Annotated in this window: 14 protein-coding genes and 1 tRNA gene; 5 read left to right on the top strand and 10 right to left on the bottom strand. The window is 64.5% G+C overall.

The genetic code is table 11. The features are described 5' to 3' along the window. Together JHD07_RS13925 and JHD07_RS13920 are read left to right on the top strand one after the other, a co-directional pair. Positions 1-2,099 (top strand): efflux RND transporter permease subunit (locus JHD07_RS13925; protein WP_291623037.1); only part of this gene is annotated, 2,099 nt, incomplete at its 5' end. Between the two features lie 64 nt (positions 2,100-2,163). Next, positions 2,164-2,730 (top strand): invasion associated locus B family protein, encoded by a 567-nt coding sequence (locus tag JHD07_RS13920; RefSeq protein WP_291623035.1) that lies wholly within the window; start codon positions 2,164-2,166, stop codon positions 2,728-2,730. A 9-nt stretch (positions 2,731-2,739) separates the two neighbouring features. Here JHD07_RS13920 and JHD07_RS13915 read toward each other — a convergent pair whose 3' ends face one another. The 6 genes from JHD07_RS13915 to JHD07_RS13890 all read right to left on the bottom strand — a co-directional run bounded on the left by JHD07_RS13915 (position 2,740) and on the right by JHD07_RS13890 (position 8,071). Next, positions 2,740-3,102 carry a DUF1428 family protein gene (locus tag JHD07_RS13915; RefSeq protein WP_291623033.1) on the bottom strand — a complete coding sequence of 121 codons (363 nt, stop codon included), beginning with the start codon at positions 3,100-3,102 and terminating at the stop codon, positions 2,740-2,742. Between the two features lie 158 nt (positions 3,103-3,260). Beyond that, positions 3,261-3,334: transfer RNA gene (locus JHD07_RS13910), tRNA-Gln, on the bottom strand. A 157-nt stretch (positions 3,335-3,491) separates the two neighbouring features. After that, entirely contained in the window at positions 3,492-4,394 is a 903-nt protein-coding gene (rnz, locus tag JHD07_RS13905) for a ribonuclease Z (protein ID WP_291623031.1), read from the bottom strand. 52 nt (positions 4,395-4,446) lie between these two features. Continuing rightward, positions 4,447-5,430 carry an antibiotic biosynthesis monooxygenase gene (locus JHD07_RS13900; protein ID WP_291623029.1) on the bottom strand — a complete coding sequence of 328 codons (984 nt, stop codon included), beginning with the start codon at positions 5,428-5,430 and terminating at the stop codon, positions 4,447-4,449. A gap of 11 nt (positions 5,431-5,441) precedes the next feature. Continuing rightward, positions 5,442-6,839, bottom strand: coding sequence for a guanine deaminase (guaD, locus tag JHD07_RS13895; protein WP_291623027.1), 1,398 nt, complete (start codon positions 6,837-6,839; stop codon positions 5,442-5,444). 14 nt (positions 6,840-6,853) lie between these two features. Continuing rightward, complete coding sequence (locus JHD07_RS13890) at positions 6,854-8,071, bottom strand: multidrug effflux MFS transporter (protein WP_291623025.1); 1,218 nt, start codon at positions 8,069-8,071, stop codon at positions 6,854-6,856. A 493-nt stretch (positions 8,072-8,564) separates the two neighbouring features. On the opposite strand from JHD07_RS13890, the gene JHD07_RS13885 reads away from it, so the two are divergent. Then, on the top strand, positions 8,565-9,149 hold the full coding sequence (locus JHD07_RS13885; RefSeq protein ID WP_291623039.1) for a DUF1349 domain-containing protein: 585 nt from the start codon (positions 8,565-8,567) through the stop codon (positions 9,147-9,149). A 71-nt stretch (positions 9,150-9,220) separates the two neighbouring features. Here JHD07_RS13885 and JHD07_RS13880 read toward each other — a convergent pair whose 3' ends face one another. After that, the gene (locus tag JHD07_RS13880; protein WP_291623023.1) at positions 9,221-9,823 is read right to left on the bottom strand and encodes a TetR/AcrR family transcriptional regulator; all 603 of its coding nucleotides are present in this window, start codon (positions 9,821-9,823) and stop codon (positions 9,221-9,223) included. 199 nt (positions 9,824-10,022) lie between these two features. On the opposite strand from JHD07_RS13880, the gene JHD07_RS13875 reads away from it, so the two are divergent. Then, positions 10,023-11,264, top strand: coding sequence for an efflux RND transporter periplasmic adaptor subunit (locus JHD07_RS13875; RefSeq protein ID WP_291623021.1), 1,242 nt, complete (start codon positions 10,023-10,025; stop codon positions 11,262-11,264). Between the two features lie 181 nt (positions 11,265-11,445). Next, entirely contained in the window at positions 11,446-14,634 is a 3,189-nt protein-coding gene (locus JHD07_RS13870; protein WP_291623019.1) for a multidrug efflux RND transporter permease subunit, read from the top strand. 1 nt (position 14,635) lies between these two features. Here JHD07_RS13870 and JHD07_RS13865 read toward each other — a convergent pair whose 3' ends face one another. The 3 genes from JHD07_RS13865 to JHD07_RS13855 form a co-directional block, all read right to left on the bottom strand. Then, complete coding sequence (locus tag JHD07_RS13865) at positions 14,636-15,088, bottom strand: MaoC family dehydratase (RefSeq protein ID WP_291623017.1); 453 nt, start codon at positions 15,086-15,088, stop codon at positions 14,636-14,638. 376 nt (positions 15,089-15,464) lie between these two features. Continuing rightward, positions 15,465-15,887: a hypothetical protein gene (locus JHD07_RS13860; protein WP_291623015.1), complete on the bottom strand. Its 423-nt coding sequence runs from the start codon at positions 15,885-15,887 to the stop codon at positions 15,465-15,467. Between the two features lie 12 nt (positions 15,888-15,899). Next, positions 15,900-16,121: a hypothetical protein gene (locus JHD07_RS13855; RefSeq protein WP_200454473.1), complete on the bottom strand. Its 222-nt coding sequence runs from the start codon at positions 16,119-16,121 to the stop codon at positions 15,900-15,902. Positions 16,122-16,272: the final 151 nt, after the last annotated feature.

The following is a 16,272-nucleotide window of genomic DNA, read 5'->3' as shown; positions in this document are numbered from 1 at the left end:
TGGTGATCTTCATCTTTCTGCGCAGCTTTTGGGCAACGGTCATCCCCGCGGTGACGGTGCCATTGGCGCTCCTGGGCGCGTGCGCCATGATGTGGCCGGTCGGATACTCGCTCGACAATTTGTCGCTGATGGCACTCACCATTGCGGTCGGTTTCGTGGTCGACGACGCCATCGTGATGCTCGAGAACATCACCCGCTACATCGAGGAAGGCGACTCGCCGATGGAGGCGGCCTTCAAGGGCTCCAAGGAAATCGGCTTCACCATCGTCTCGATCAGCATCTCGCTGGTCGCGGTGCTGATCCCGTTGTTGCTGATGGGCGGCATCATCGGGCGGCTGTTCCGTGAATTCGCGGTCGTGCTGGCGATGACCATCTTCGTCTCGATGTTCGTGTCGCTGACGCTGACGCCGATGATGGCTTCGCGCTTCCTGCGCGCGCACGGCGAGGTGACCCACGGCAGGTTCTATCAATGGAGCGAACGCGCCTTCGACCGATTGCTGCGCGGCTATGAATATGTTCTCGACCTCGCCCTCGCCTGGCGCCGCACCACGCTTGCGATCTTCTTTGCCACGCTGGCACTGTCAATCTACCTCTTCGTCCTGATTCCGAAGGGCTTCTTCCCGCAGCAGGACGTCGGCCTGATCACCGCCACGTCGGAGGCCTCGCAGGATATATCGTTCAAGGAGATGAGCCGGCGCCAGGAAGAGCTCGGCAAGATCATCCTCGCCGATCCCGACGTGGCCAGCGTTGCCATGTCGATCGGCGGCAGCGGCCGTGCCGGCAACAACGGCAACCTGTTCATTACGCTGAAGCCGCGCAACGAGCGTGAGGCCTCGGCGCAGCAGATCATCGCGCGGCTGCGCCCGCAGTTCGACAAGGTGGAGGGCGCCCGCCTCTACATGCAGGCGGCCCAGGACGTCCGGCTCGGCGGCCGGCCGACGCGCACCCAGTTCGAATTCACCCTGCAGGACGCCAATCTGGACGAGCTCAACGAATGGGCGCCCAAGATCCTGGCCAAGATGCAGACGCTGCCGCAACTGCGCGACGTCGCGACCGACCAGCAGACGCAAGGCACCACGGTCCAGCTCAAGATCAACCGCGACACGGCCTCGCGCTACGGCATCCAGCCCCAGCTGATCGACGACACCCTCTATGATGCCTTCGGACAGCGGCAGGTCACGCAGTACTTCACCCAGCTCAACACCTACAAGGTGATCCTCGAGGTCCTGCCGGAAATGCAGGGTGATCTCGAGACGCTGAACAAGCTCTATCTAAAATCGCCGCTGACCGGCGACCAGGTGCCGCTCTCGACCTTCGCCAGCTGGAGCACGGATCCGGTCCGCCCGCTCTCGATCAGCCACCAAGGCCAGTTCCCGTCGATCACGATCAGCTTCAATCTCGCGCAGGGCGTCGCGCTCGGCCAAGCCACGGAAGCCGTGCAGAAGGCGATGGCCGAGCTCGGCGCTCCGCCGACGCTGAATTCGAGCTTCCAGGGCACCGCGCAGGCGTTCCAGCAGTCGCTCGGCACCGTGCCGCTCTTGATCCTCGCTGCGCTGGTCGTGGTCTATCTGATCCTCGGCATTCTCTACGAGAGCTACATCCATCCGATCACGATCCTGTCGACGTTGCCTTCGGCCGGCGTCGGCGCGCTCGCGATCCTGATGGTGGCCGGATTCGACTTCAGCCTGATCGCACTGATCGGCATCATTCTCTTGATCGGCATCGTCAAGAAGAACGGCATCATGATGGTCGACTTCGCGATTGCCGCCGAACGCGACGAGCACAAGACGCCGGAGGAATCGATCCGCCAGGCCGCGCTGCTGCGCTTCCGCCCGATCATGATGACGACGATGGCGGCGCTGCTCGGCGGCGTTCCCCTGATGCTCGGCCACGGCACCGGCGCCGAGATCCGCCAGCCCCTCGGTTACGCCATGGTCGGCGGCCTGATCGTCAGCCAGGCGCTGACGCTGTTCACCACGCCCGTCGTCTATCTCTATCTCGACAAGCTCAACAACTGGTTCTCCAATTGGGGCCGTTCGGACGACGGTGAAGGCGACGAGGCGTCCGAGCACGGCGGCGTCAAGCAAGCGGCCGAGTAAGCTTGCGCAGCGCCTGCTGCGAGGCTACAGCGAGACCCCGATTTCACGCCAACGCGGTTTCGCCATGCTCATGCAATCCAGACTTGTCGCCCTCGCCGCTGCCGCTCTGCTGTGGACCGGCGCCGCGTCTGCCCAGCAAAACGCCAGGAAGAACGCAGCGCCTGCCCCTGCCGCGCAGCCCTCGCCTGCGCCAACGCAGCCACAGGCCGACGGTGCTGCCGGGCAGTCGGGTTGGGTCGTCCGCTGCACCAGCGTCAGCCGCGATGCCCCGCTCGAATGCGCGATGGAGCAGAATGCGGTGCTGACCAAGACGGGCCAGACCGTCGTCCTGATCAACATCCGCATTGCGCCGGACACCCGCACGCCGGTTGCGCTGTTGCAATTGCCGCTCGGCATCAACCTTCCCGTCGGGGCCAAGCTCCAGGTTGACGAAGGCAAGACCGTCGATCTCCAGATCCAGACTTGCGAGAACCGCGGCTGCTACGCCTCGGCCCCGGTCACGCCGGACCTGCTTGCCGCGTTGCGGTCGGGCAAGCAGCTCAAGGTCTCCTTCCAGAACATGGCCAAGGAGACCATCGCGATCCCGATGCCGCTCGGCGATTTCGCTTCCGCCTACGACAAGATCAAGTAGCGGACACCCTCAGCCCACGATGTCGTTCGCCCGAAGCAGCGTCGTGAAGCCGCCATAGATCATGCGCTTGCCGTCGAACGGCATGCCTTCCATTTTCAGCCGGGGATCCGCCATCACCTTCTTGTTGATGGCATCGCGGCTCTCCCGGTCCCGGTAGACGATCCAGGCAAACACCACGACCTCGTCCTCCTTCGCCATCACAGCGCGCGGAAACGAGGTGAGCTCTCCATAGGGAACGTCGTCCCCGATGCATTCGACATAGTCGAGCGCGCCGTGCTCCATCCAGATGGCGCAGGCGGTCGTCGCCATCGCCTTGTAGGCCTCGATATTGGCCTTCGGCACGGCGAGAACGAAACCATCGACATACGGCATTTGCAGATCTCCTTGGGTTGTCCAGCCCTAGGACGATGGAGCACGCGGCGATCCGACTCGGACACACGAATACCAGGTGAGGCAAACCGCCGCGCGTGGTGAGGTTGCGATGCACGCAGAGCGCCTTGGAACCGCACCGTGGGGAGACCGCCCGGAACTGGCTGGGGAACCTGGATTCGAACCAAGACAAACAGAGTCAGAGTCTGTTGTGCTACCGTTACACCATTCCCCAACGGAATAGCCGAACAAATTCAAAGGCCTGCCTGATTTGTTCGACTGTGGCCGGGAAGCGCATCGCGCCAATCGCGGCTCAGGCGTGGCAGCCTTCTACCCGCTCGGATCTGGGCTGGCAAGCGCTGCGGTGGATGGATCGGGGTCATGGCGTTTGATCAGACGACGATGTGGTCGAAATCTGCGGCGATCCGGGTGTTCGGGAAGATTTTTGCCGCCTCGGCGAGAATCTCCCCGTCTTCGTAGCGGCCCGACATATGGGTCAGCACGAGCTGTCCGACCTTGTTCGTGGCCGCAAAGGAAGCCGCTTCAGCCGCGGTGAGATGACCGTAGCTCCGCGCGGTCGGCGCGTCGCGATCGAGGAACGTGGCCTCGATCACCAGCATGTCGGCGCCGGTTACAAATTGCGACAGGCCCTCGGTGGTCTCGGTGTCGCCGATGACGACGAGCTTGCTGCCGCCGCTCGGCGGGCCCAGGACGTCTTCGGGATCGATGGTTCGGTCGGCAAGCACGATCGGCCGGCCTGCGGCCAACTCGCCGCGCAAGGGACCGTCGGGGACACCGAGCGCAGCGAGACGGTCGGGCCGAAGGTGACGGCGTGCGGGGCTGTGGAAGACGAAGCCGAAACTGTCGGTGTCGCGGTGGCGCACCGGGAAACAGCCGACGGTGAATTCACCGGCATCGATGACCTCTCCTGCGGTCAGCGGTGCGAATGCGACGGCGATCGGCGCCCTGCCCTCGCCCCACAGGCCTGCGAGCATCCGGATCACGATGTCGAGCGTGCCCTCGCCGCCGTGAATGGTCATCGTCTCGGATGTCTGCCGCAAGCCGAGGGTCGAGAACAGGCCGGGGATGCCGAGCACATGATCGAGGTGCGCGTGCGTCAGCAGGATGCGGTCGAGCCGACGAAAGCCGGCGCCGCTGCGCAGCAGCTGGCGCTGCGTGCCCTCGCCGCAGTCGACCAGGACGCGCTTGCCTGCGGCTTCCACGAGCAGCGCCGGATGGTTGCGCTCCGCCGAGGGAACGCTCGCCGATGTTCCGAGAAATGTCAGGGCGAACATGGTCGTCGATGTCCAGCGACCGCCCTTCCCCGCGACGAGGTGGTTGACGGTCTCACCGTCCCCAATGCCACGCGAGCAGCAGCGCGTACAGGGCCATCGATGCAGCATAGAGCACGGCGAGCAGCACGTAGCCCGCGATCTGGCGACCGAGCGTCGCCTTCGGCGTCACCCACCAGTCGAGCGCCCTGAAGGCGGCAGGCACCAGCCACCAGCCGAGGAGCTGCGTGCTGACGAGATTGCCGATGAACAGCGACAGCCAGACCGGCACGCCGTTTCTGTCGATCAGGGGCGCGCTGATGAAAGTGCCCCAGAGGTAGACGACGGGATAGAGAACCAGGAGGACGATCAGGTTGCTCTTCCAGATGAAGCCGGGCCCTTGCTCGGGAGCCGGCGTCTTGCCGGCCGGAAACCAGAAATTGAAACCGTAGCTCGCCCGCTTCACGTTCATCCTGGCATTGAAGCGCTCGCCCTCCTTGAGAAGGCTCTGCCGCAAGGGCGAGTCGAGCCATGCGTTGAGGTTGGCGTCAGAATCGAACGACAGGATGATGATCCATTCGTCGTGCAGGCCGGGAATCGGCCGCTCGATCTTGTGCCGCAAGAAGCCCTTGAACTCGGCTTCCGCCGCCTGGATGCGCTGCTGCCATTTCAGGAACGCATCCTCGAGCCCATCAGGGACCTTGAACGAGATGACGGCCGAGACTGCGCTGTCGCGCTGGACGCCGGTGTCGGGCAGGATATGGACATCCTCCGAACCGACGAAGAAGCGCTGCACGTCCGCGATGAGCCGTGCCCGCACATCGCTCTGGAGCCAGGCCCGTGCTGCGGAAGGGCTGGCGAAACGCAGGATCATCACCCAGTCCAGATGCGCCGGCGGTCGTGGCGGCACCACCTCCTGGCCGAGAAAGCCGGGCCAAGCCTTGAGCACCTCGCCGACCTCGCCGTTCCAGCGTGCGAACGCAGCAAAGCCGTCGTCGGCAACGCGGCGCTGGATGACGAGGGCGACCGGTTGGCCGGCTGCATCAGGAGTTGCGCTCATTGGCGGCCGCTTCAGCTCTTCTTGTAGAGACGCTTGCCCATCACCCAGGTCTCGTCGACGCAGCGATCGTCGCCCACCATCATGACGGCGAACAGCATGCTCGCGGCCTCATCCATCGTGCGCGGGCCGGCGCCGTCGGCGATCAGCGACTGATGCCACGCTTGCGCGATCTGCCCGCCATTGGGATCGAGCGCGACGAAATCGGCCTCCTTGCCGGGCTCGAAATTGCCGAGCTTGTCGTCGATGTAGAGGCCTTCGGCGCCGCCGAGCGTGATCGACCAGAAACCGCGATAGGGCGAGAGCTTGTTGCGCTCGGCTTCCGCAAGATCCTTGCGCACGGGATCGATGCTGCCGTCGAGCAGCGTGTTGTTGCACATGCCGACCTTGTAGGCGTCGTCGAGCACGGAGATCATCGAGAAGCGGTTGCCGCCGCCCATGTCGGTGCCGAACGACATCTTGACGCGGTGCTCGGGATCGGTGGCGCGGCCGAGGCGGAACAGGCCGCTGCCGAGGAACAGATTCGAGCAGGGGCAGAACACCACCGCCGCGCCCTTCTTCGACATGCGGCGAAACTCGTTGTTCGAGAGATAGACGCCGTGGCCGCCGGAGAATTTCGGACCGACCAGGTCGAACTTCTCGTAGACACCGAGATAGTCCTGGCAGTCCGGATGCTCGACAAGCACCCCGCTGCATTCGGCCGGATTCTCGGAGATGTGGGTGTTGACCCAGCAGTCCGGGTGCTCGTGCTTGAGGCGCTGGCACGCTTTCAACAATTCCGGCGAGGCACCGAAGGCGAAGCGCGGCGTGATGGCGTAGAGGTTGCGGCCCTTGTTGTGGTACTGCGCAATTAGCCGCTTGCTGTCGCGATAGAAATTCTCCGGGGTATCGATGAAATCGGCCGGCGCGTTGCGATCGATCCCGGTGAGGCCGGCGATGACCCGCATGTTGCGCCTGCTCGCCTCCTCGAACAGCTCTTCGGTCGAGACCGGCGAGGAGCTGGTAAAAGCCTGGCATGTGGTGGTGCCAGAGGCGAGCAGCGCGTCGAGGAAGCGCTTGACGCCCTCGCGCGCGTAGTTGCGGTCCCGGTACTTGAGCTCTTCCGGATAGATCCATTTTTGCAGCCAGGGCAGCAGCTGCTCGCCATAGGCCCCCAACACGCGGGTCTGCGGCAGATGGATGTGGCCGTCGATGAAGCCCGGGACGATGATGCGGTCCTTGATGTGGGTGATCTCGACGCCCGGATGCGCAGCGGAGATTTTGTCATAAGGGCCGAACGCCTCGATCACGCCGTCCGTGACGACCATGAGACCATCCCAGTGAAAGCGCGCGGCGGCCTGCTCGTTGCCGACGTGCTTCCAGGGATCGTCGACGAAGTCGAAGAACGTGCCGCGAATGGCAACGGTGGTCATGATTGGTTCCTCCCTCAAGCCTGTGTCGTGTGGCGCGCCGATGGCAGCGAGATCGCGAGCAACGTTCCGGCGACGGCGCAGAGGCCGAGATAGAGCCATCCGAGCGGCGCCTGCGTTGCTTCAGGCAGCACCGCCGCGATCGCCATGACGCCGCTCACCGCGAGATAGCAGAGCGCGCTGATGAGACCGCCGATCAGGCCGTGGTCGCGTTCGAACAGGCCGAGCGCCATGCCGTACATCATCGGGCACAGCACGCCGCAGCCGCCGAGCACCAGCGCACCGCCGATCGTGATCGACACGAAGTCGAGACCGAGGGTCAGGCCCGTCCCGGTCAGGACCGCAGCGCCGGCGAGAAACAGCGCGAAGGCGCCGAAGCCCATCACGCGTGCCGGCATGAAGCGCGCGAAATGGGCGCAGCCCAGTTCGCCTGCGAGATTGACGCCGCCAAGGCCGAGCGCGACGAGGCCGTAGATGGCCGCCGAATAGCCGAGGCCGGTCTGGTAGAAGAACGGCGCGACGACGCCGAAGGCGAGCTGCGCGCTCGCGGCCGCGGCGAAGACCAGCACGAAAGCGAGGAAGCCCGGACGCACCACCGCATCGCGCAGGATGCCCGCGGTGCGGCGCGGATCGAACGGTGCACGGCGCTCCGCCGGCAAGGTCTCGGGCAGGAACAGTGCGACGATCCCGGCGACGATCGCCGCGGCGATGGCAATGACGACGAACACGCCGCGCCAGGAGGTCAGCTCGACGATGAAGCCGCCGGCCGCCGGCGCAAGCACGGGCGCAAGACCCCAGGCAGCACCAAGCAGGCCGGAAATCGCAGTGAGCTCGCGTCCGCGATAGCAATCAGCGGCGACCGCATAGGCGACGACGAGGCAGGTGCAGCCGCCGACGCCTTGCAGGAAGCGCAAGCCAAGCAGCAGCGAGGCGCTGGTGGCGAGTGCGCAGGCGACGCTCATCGCGATCAGCACCGACAATCCCGCGAGCAGGACGTTGCGGCGGCCGAGCGTGTCGGAGGCGATGCCGACCGGCACCAGGGCAAGGCTCATGCCGAGCATGTAGGCGGTGACGGTGTTTTGCATCGACGCCGCGTCGGTGGCGAGATCCACCACCATCTGCGGCAGGCCTGGCGTATAGGCATCGAGCGGAATCTGGCTGAACGGCACGACGCACAACAGGATCGGCACGATCCCACTCCTGGCGCGACCGGCGTCCGAAGCAAGTGCAGCCATGACTAACGCCCCTCGATGTCCGCGGCCCCGTCTTTTCGTGCGCGCAATGAGAAGCGTCGATGCGGTTGCGGATATTGACGCGCGGAGCATGCCAGAACTGTGTGTAGAAACTCTTAGGAGGTTCCGTACCGAAACGATGCGCGGCGCTGGATGTTCGGGCTCTGGGCACGCTCAAACAAAAACGCGAAAACAACCCCATGCACAGTATGAATCATTGAAGAATTTCGCACCGCGCGGTGCGGATGGTGCCAGCCGGAGCCGTTTGACACGTCGGGCAGAACAGGCGCAAGCTTGCATGGTCGCCGATCGCGTATCCGCAACTCACGCCAACGCGTTAACCGCTCGGAAGCCATGGCTGCTGCGAAACGTGAGCGGGCTCGGCATCGGCACTGCGTCGATGGCGCGAGGATTCTGTGCACGCGCCCGATCGCAGTTTGCACGAGGCCATGCTTGTACGGCCGAGCCCGGCAGGCGTCGGCAATCGAGGTCGGAAATGACTCTCCTCAGAAGTGGCGGCGTGTGGTTGAACGAACCGAAGCGATGGACCGCGGAGGACGATCGTCTCCAGGTCGTTACGGACAATGCCACCGACTTCTGGCGCGAAACCCACTACGGCTTTAATCGCGACAGCGGTCATTTCCTGGGGTTTCCAACCGGCGAGGCATTCACCGCCAGCTTACGTGTCCAGAGCGACTTCCAGGCCCTCTATGATCAGGCGGGCATCATGGTGCGCATCGATGCGCACCATTGGGTCAAGGCCGGGATAGAACTCTCGGACGGTCGCGCCATGCTGGCAAGCGTGCTCACCGACGGGCGATCGGACTGGGCAACTGCCCCCTATGAGCATGATGCAGGAGACTTCTGGATCCGCGCAACCGTCGCCGACGGCGTCCTTCGCCTACAGGTTTCGGCCGACGGCAAGTCCTGGCCTCTCATGCGGCTAGCGCCGTTTCCGGCTGCAAGCTCCTACCTTGTGGGACCGATGGCCTGCACTCCCGAGCGGGCGGGGCTCGAAGTCGTGTTCTCGAATTTTCGTCTGACACCGCCGCTTGGAAAGGACCTTCACGACCTGAGCTGAGCGGGTCTGGCGAGCTCTCGCGCTCCCGAGCGGGCAGATCGTCGTTCACCCGCAGCGCCCTGCCACTTTCTCTACCGCTTCGTCGACTGCGCTTCCACCGCCTGCACCGCGACATCAGCGACCTGCCGCAGCGCTTCGCGGTCCGCGCCGGAGGACGCCATCACGCCCATGCCGACGGACACCGCGGAGACATAACGCGCAAGCGCGGCGGGATCGGCGCTTTCCTTGAGATCACCTTCGGCCTTGGCGCGAACGAAGCGGTCGCGGAGCTGCTCCTCGTTCTGGGCGCGGCGCGCGGCGAGCTCGAAGGGAACGTTCTCCGAGCCGGTGCCGCAGGCAACGCCGCCCTGCACCAGCAGGCAGCCGGGCGGGTTGGCAGGATCGGTCTGCTTGTCGGCAATTCCCATCAGCATCCGCTCGGCGACGGCGCGGGCAGTCGGTGCCGCCACCACCTCGTCCATCCAGATGTTGCGCAGCTTGGTGTAGCGGTCGAGCGCGGCTTTCAGCAGGCCTTCCTTATTGCCGAAACAGGCGTAGAGACTGGGCGGGTTGATGCCCATGGCCTCGGTCAGTTGCGCGATCGTGGCGCCCTCGTAGCCATGGCGCCAAAACACTTCCATCGCCTGGTCCAACGCCGTTTCGGCGTCGAATTCGCGGGGGCGTCCCATGCGCATGTGCCTGTCTCCTCGGAATCGGCGGTCATTATCAGCCTAACGCCGCCCGCTATCTATTTGTTCTAACTTTCTTTTTCTTGTGATTTCCAATCGTCGCGGTATCGGCGTACAATTTTCTTAGTGAATGGTACATAAGTATCTTGCACTGCAGTATCCAGCTCCACATCTGTAGTGAACACTACATATCTGGAGCGCGCAAATGCCCCCCTCCCAAACTACCTCTCGCACCGGACGTCTCCGCCGCCTTCTCGGTGGCGCCGCGCTCGTGGGCGCTCTCGCCCTGGCCGGCTCGATCGCGACCGGCCGCTATTTTCATGCCGCGCAGGCAACGGCACCGGCAGCAGCCGAACAAGCCGTTTCCGTCACCGTTGCGATGATCGAGCCACGGCAGACCGTGCTGTGGGACGATTTCTCCGGCCGGCTCGAGGCCATCCAGCGTGTCGAACTGCGCCCGCGGGTGGCCGGTGCGATCATGTCGGCGAACTTCACCGAGGGCGCGCTGGTCAAGGCCGGCGACGTGCTGTTCAAGATCGATCCGGCGCCCTACGCGGCGGAGGTCGACAAGGCGGCGGCCCAGCTCGAGGCAACGAAAGCCCGCGTCGTCTTCACCCAGAGCGAGCTCGATCGCGGCGCCCAGCTCGTCGGCAACGCCGTGGTCACCCGGCGCGACTACGACCAGCGCGACAACGCCCACCGCGAGGCGATCGCCAACGTCAAGGCGGCCGAGGCGACGCTGCAAACGGCAAAGCTCAATCTCGACTACACCGAGGTGCGCGCGCCCGTCGATGGCCGCGTCGGCAAGATCGAGGTCACCGTCGGCAATCTCGTCGCCGCCGGCACCGCCTCCCCGGTCTTGACCTCGCTGGTCTCGGTCAATCCGATCTACGCCTCGTTCGATGCGGATGAAGAACTCGTGCTGCGCGCGCTGAACTCGATCGCGGATGGCTCCGGCCAACGCAGCAAGCTCGACCAGATCCCGGTGGAGATGACGACCTCCGGCGGGCTGTCGGCCAAGGGCCATATCCAGCTGATCGACAACCAGGTCAACGGCCAGAGCGGCACCATCCGTGTCCGCGCCGTGTTCCGTAACGAGGACGGACGTCTGATCCCAGGCCAGTTCGCCCGCGTGCGCATGGGCCAGCCCAAGCAACAGGCGCTGGTGATGATCGACGAGCGCGCGATCGGCACCGACCAGGACAAGAAGTTCGTGATGACGGTCGGCGACGACAACCGCGCCGTCTACCGGACGGTCACGCTCGGCGGCACCGTCGACGGGCTTCGCATCGTCACCTCGGGCCTGAAGCCCGGCGAGCGCATCGTCGTCAATGGCCTGCAGCGTGTGCGTCCCGGCGCTCTCCTCAAGACGGAGGTGGCGGCGATGGGTGCGCGTGGGCAGCAGCAGGCGTCGAAGCACGGCAACCAGGACGTGGTGCAACGCTAGTGCACCCCGTCATCCGGGGCGCGCATCGCGCGAACTACGGTGCGCAATCGCGCACCTGAGAATCTCAAGCGTACGAAACTCCGATCACGTCACCTCTGGATTCCGGGTTCGCGCTTCGCGCGCCCCGGAATGACGGCGACGCTGTCCGGGGACGACCAAGATATTGCCCAGGGGCAAAACCATGAATCTCTCGAAGTTCTTCATCGATCGTCCGATTTTCGCCGGCGTGCTGTCGGTCCTGATCTTCCTGGCAGGGCTCATCTCGCTGTTCGCGATGCCGATCTCGGAATATCCGGACGTGGTGCCGCCCTCCGTCGTGGTGCGCGCGACCTATCCCGGCGCCAATCCCAAGGTGATCGCGGAGACGGTGGCGACCCCGATCGAGGAGCAGATCAACGGCGTCGAGAACATGCTCTACATGTCGAGCCAGGCGACCACCGACGGCGCGATGACGCTGACGGTGACGTTCCGCCTCGGCACCGACCCCGACAAGGCGACGCAGCTGGTGCAGAACCGCGTGCAGCAAGCCGAGCCGCGGCTGCCCGCCGTGGTGCGCCAGCTCGGCATCATCACCAAGAAGTCCTCGCCCGACCTCACCATGGTCGTGCATCTGCTGTCGCCGAATGGCCGCTACGACATGACGTATTTGCGCAATTACGCCGTCCTCAACGTCAAGGACCGCCTGGCGCGGATCGACGGCGTCGGCGACGTCCAGCTCTATGGCGCCGGCGACTATTCGATGCGGGTCTGGGTCGATCCCCAGAAGGCGGCCGAGCACGGCCTGACCGCGAGCGATATCGTGCGGGCAATCCAGGCACAGAACGTCGAGGCGGCCGCCGGCGTGGTCGGCTCCTCTCCGAATGTCAGCGGCATCGATCTTCAGCTCTCCGTCAACGCGGAGGGCCGGCTCGCGAATGAAGAGCAGTTCGGCGACATCGTGGTGAAGACCGGGACGCGCGGCGAAGTGGTGCGCCTGCGCGATGTCGCTCGCATCGAGTTGGGTGCGTCCGAATACGGCCTGCGCTCGCTGCTCGACAACAAGCATGCGGTGGCGATCCCGATCTCGCAGGCGCCAGGCTCCAACGCGCTGCAGATCTCAGACAACGTCCGCGCCACCATGGCCGAGATCAAGAAGAACATGCCGGAGGGCGTGTCCTACCAGATCGTCTACGACCCCACCCAGTTCGTCCGCTCCTCGATCGAAGCCGTCATCCACACGCTGCTGGAAGCCATCGCCCTCGTGGTGCTGGTGGTGATCCTGTTCCTGCAGACCTGGCGGGCCTCGATCATCCCGCTGCTGGCCGTTCCGGTGTCGATCGTCGGCACCTTCGCCGTGATGCACGTGTTCGGCTTCTCGATCAATGCGCTCACCCTGTTCGGCCTCGTGCTCGCCATCGGCATCGTCGTCGACGACGCCATCGTCGTAGTCGAGAACGTCGAGCGCAACATCGAGGGCGGGCTGTCGCCGCGCGATGCCACCTATCAAGCCATGCGCGAGGTGTCGGGGCCAATCATCGCGATCGCGCTGGTGCTGGTCGCGGTGTTCGTGCCGCTCGCCTTCATCTCCGGCCTCACCGGGCAGTTCTACAAGCAGTTCGCGCTGACGATCGCGATTTCGACCGTCATCTCCGCCATCAACTCGTTGACGCTGTCACCGGCGCTGTCGGCGCTGCTGCTCAAGGGCCACGATGAACCGAAGGACCGGCTGACGCTCATCATGGAGAAGAGCCTCGGCTGGTTCTTCCGCGGCTTCAACAAGGCCTTCACGCGCTCCTCGGAGAATTACAGCGGCAGCGTCAGCAAGGTGATATCGGGCAAGGCGGCCGTGATGGGCGTTTATGTGGTCCTGGTCGGACTCACTGCGCTTCTCTTCCAGCAGGTGCCTGGTGGATTCGTGCCGGGTCAGGACAAGCAGTACCTGGTCGGCTTCGCCCGCCTGCCCGACGGCGCCACCCTCGACCGCAGCGAGGAGGTAATCCGCAAGATGAGCGACATCGCGCTGACCCAGCCCGGTGTCGAGAGCTCGGTGGCCTTCCCGGGCCTGTCGATCTCCGGCTTCACCAACTCCTCCAACGCCGGCATCGTGTTCTCGACCCTCAAGCCGTTCGACGAACGCAAGGATGCCTCGCTCAGCGGCCCCGCACTCGCGGCCGAGCTGAACAAGAAATATGCCGGCATCCAGGAAGCCTTCATCGCCATGTTCCCGCCACCGCCGGTCAACGGTCTCGGCACGATCGGCGGCTTCAAGCTCCAGATCGAGGACCGGGCCGGCCTCGGCTATGACGCCCTGAACGAGGCCACCAACGCCTTCATGGCGGCGATGCAGAAGGCGCCGGAGATCGCGGGCGTGTTCTCGAGCTTCCAGGTCAATGTGCCCCAGCTGTTCGCCGACATCGACCGCACCAAGGCACTGCAGCTCGGTGTGCCCGTGACCGAAGTTTTCAACACGCTCCAGATCTACCTCGGCTCCTACTACGTCAACGATTTCAACAAATTCGGCCGCACCTATTCCGTCCGGGTCCAGGCCGACGCACCGTTCCGCGCGCGGGCCGACGACATCAGGCAGTTGAAGGTGCGCTCGTCCTCCGGCGACATGGTGCCGTTGTCGGCGCTGCTCACGATCCGCCAGAGCGCGGGGCCGGAGCGCGCGATCCGCTACAACGGATTCCTCTCTTCCGACATCAACGCCGCGGCTGCACCAGGCTTCTCATCGGGCCAGGCCCAGGAGGCGGCAACGCGGATCGCGGCGGAGGTGCTGCCGCCGGGCTTTGCCTTCGAGTGGACCGACCTGACCTATCAGGAGTTCATCGCCGGCAATTCCGGCATGTGGGTATTCCCGCTGGCGATCCTCCTGGTGTTCCTGGTGCTGGCCGCCCTCTACGAGAGCCTGACCCTGCCGCTGTCGATCATCATGATCGTGCCGATGGGCTTGCTCGCGGCGATGTTCGGCGTCTGGATCTCCAAGGGCGACAACAACGTCTTCACCCAGATCGGGCTCATCGTGCTCGTCGGCCTCTCCGCCAAGAACGCGATCCTGATCGTCGAATTCGCGCGCGAGCTCGAATTTGCGGGACGTACGCCGATCCGGGCCGCGATCGAAGCCAGCCGGCTGCGACTGCGCCCGATCCTGATGACGTCGATGGCGTTCATCATGGGCGTGCTGCCGCTGGTGCTCTCGACCGGGGCCGGCTCGGAGATGCGGCGCGCGATGGGCGTTGCCGTGTTCTCCGGCATGATCGGAGTCACCGTGTTCGGCCTGTTCCTGACGCCGGTGTTCTACGTGCTGCTCAGAACCGTCGCCGGCATGAAACCGCTGACCCATCACGGCAGCGACGTCAGCGCGGCGCCGGTCCAGGGGCCTGCCGAATAATTCAACGGGAGTCCCGCCGCGGCACGATGGCGATCGGCGTGAACGTGTAAACCTCCTCGCCGTTCTGGTTGAACATGGTCCATTTCACCAGCGCGACGCCTTGCGGTTTGGACTTGGACGGCGTCAGGCTCATGACCTCGCCGACCAGATGTACACGATCATTCGGTCGTACCGGCAGCGTCCAGCGCAAGCCGTCCACACCGGCGCCGATCAGCGGATGCGGGCCGAACGGACGGGCCTGGATCGCGAGGTTCATGGCGATCGCGGCGGTGTGCCATCCCGAGGCGGCAAGCCCCTTGAACAGGGTCTGCTTCGCCGCCTCGTTGTCGAGATGCATCGGCTGCGGATCGAACTCGGCGGCGAAGCGCTTGATGTCGGCCTCGGTAATCACAACTTCCGGGGATTTGAACCGCATCCCAATGGTGAGATCGTCGAACCACTCGACCTGCGCCATGATTTTGCCTCGCAATGCGTCGCTGACCTGGCGGCGGCTCAAAACACCCTTAGCACATGCAAATATAGCGGGCCCCCAGCGCCCAAACCACCCCGGGTTCCGCGCGAAACCCCTTTCCCGGTGCGACGAAACACGCCTGAAACAGATAGCCGGTTAAGTGGTTGTCAAAATAAATACAGGGACGTCCACCATGCAGTTCATCCTCGACCTGATCTACGAATATTCCTGCTGTCAGAACCTCGTTCACCAGCCGCTGGGGGAGGACGAGCAATGATCGAGCTGATCTCCGCAGTGCTCGCTCTCTGCAGCATCGGTGTCTTTGCCGCACATGCGCTGGACGCCTACAACACCACGCACTCCTGAACGCCCCGAGGCCCTAAAACGGCCGCCGGTAGAGGTGATCGGAATGCGTGGCCGGCGGAAACCGGTTGGCGAGCGCAAGCGATCCTTTTTCGTCCGTTTCGAGCGCAATTTTCTGCGCCAGCATGACGTCTCCGGGCACCAGAAAACCTGAGGGGACGAAGCACCAGCCCATCGTCGCGCGGCCCTCCCCGTCGATCTCGTGGACATTGGCCGCGGTGCCGTAGTGGATGCGATATCTCTTGCCGGTATCGCAGCCGACGACGTCGAAATAGCGGTGCTGCTCGAACTGCGCGCGCTGCGCCGGCGAAAGCCATTCGACCAACAGCCAGCGACCTCGTGCATCCGGCGTGTTCTCGCCGAAAAAGCGCCGATAGAGTTCACGCAGCGCCTGCAGACGCGCACGCGCCGGCGCGCGGAGCCAAACTGCCGCAATCATGATCAGACCGGATCAGCCGCCGACCAGGCGTGGATAAAACAGCGTTTCGTGGGCGGTCGGATCGAATGATCTGATACGGGTGACCTCGCCGGGTCCGGTTCGCAGCGCGGCGGTGAAACCGGCTCCGGTCAGCTCCCGAAAGCGCCGTTCGGCTCGCGCCAGCGCTTCGGCATTGCCAGGATCAAACTCGTGGCGCGTGTCGCCAGTCTGGTCCATCACGATCTGGGTCGCCATGTTGAGTCTCCTCATGCCCAGCCCTGAACTTGATCAAGCAAACCTCATGCCGTGAGTTCCGTTTGGCAACAACTTTCTGTTGCCGACACATCACGCCTTGCTGAGCCGCAGCTCAACGCGAGGCGGCGGCGGCTCCGCCCTGGTCGATCTG

It is taken from the genome of Bradyrhizobium sp. (genome assembly GCF_016462955.1).
Classification (GTDB): domain Bacteria; phylum Pseudomonadota; class Alphaproteobacteria; order Rhizobiales; family Xanthobacteraceae; genus Bradyrhizobium.
Note: the sequence above shows the minus strand (reverse complement) of the source record. Positions and strands in the feature narration are given on the sequence as shown.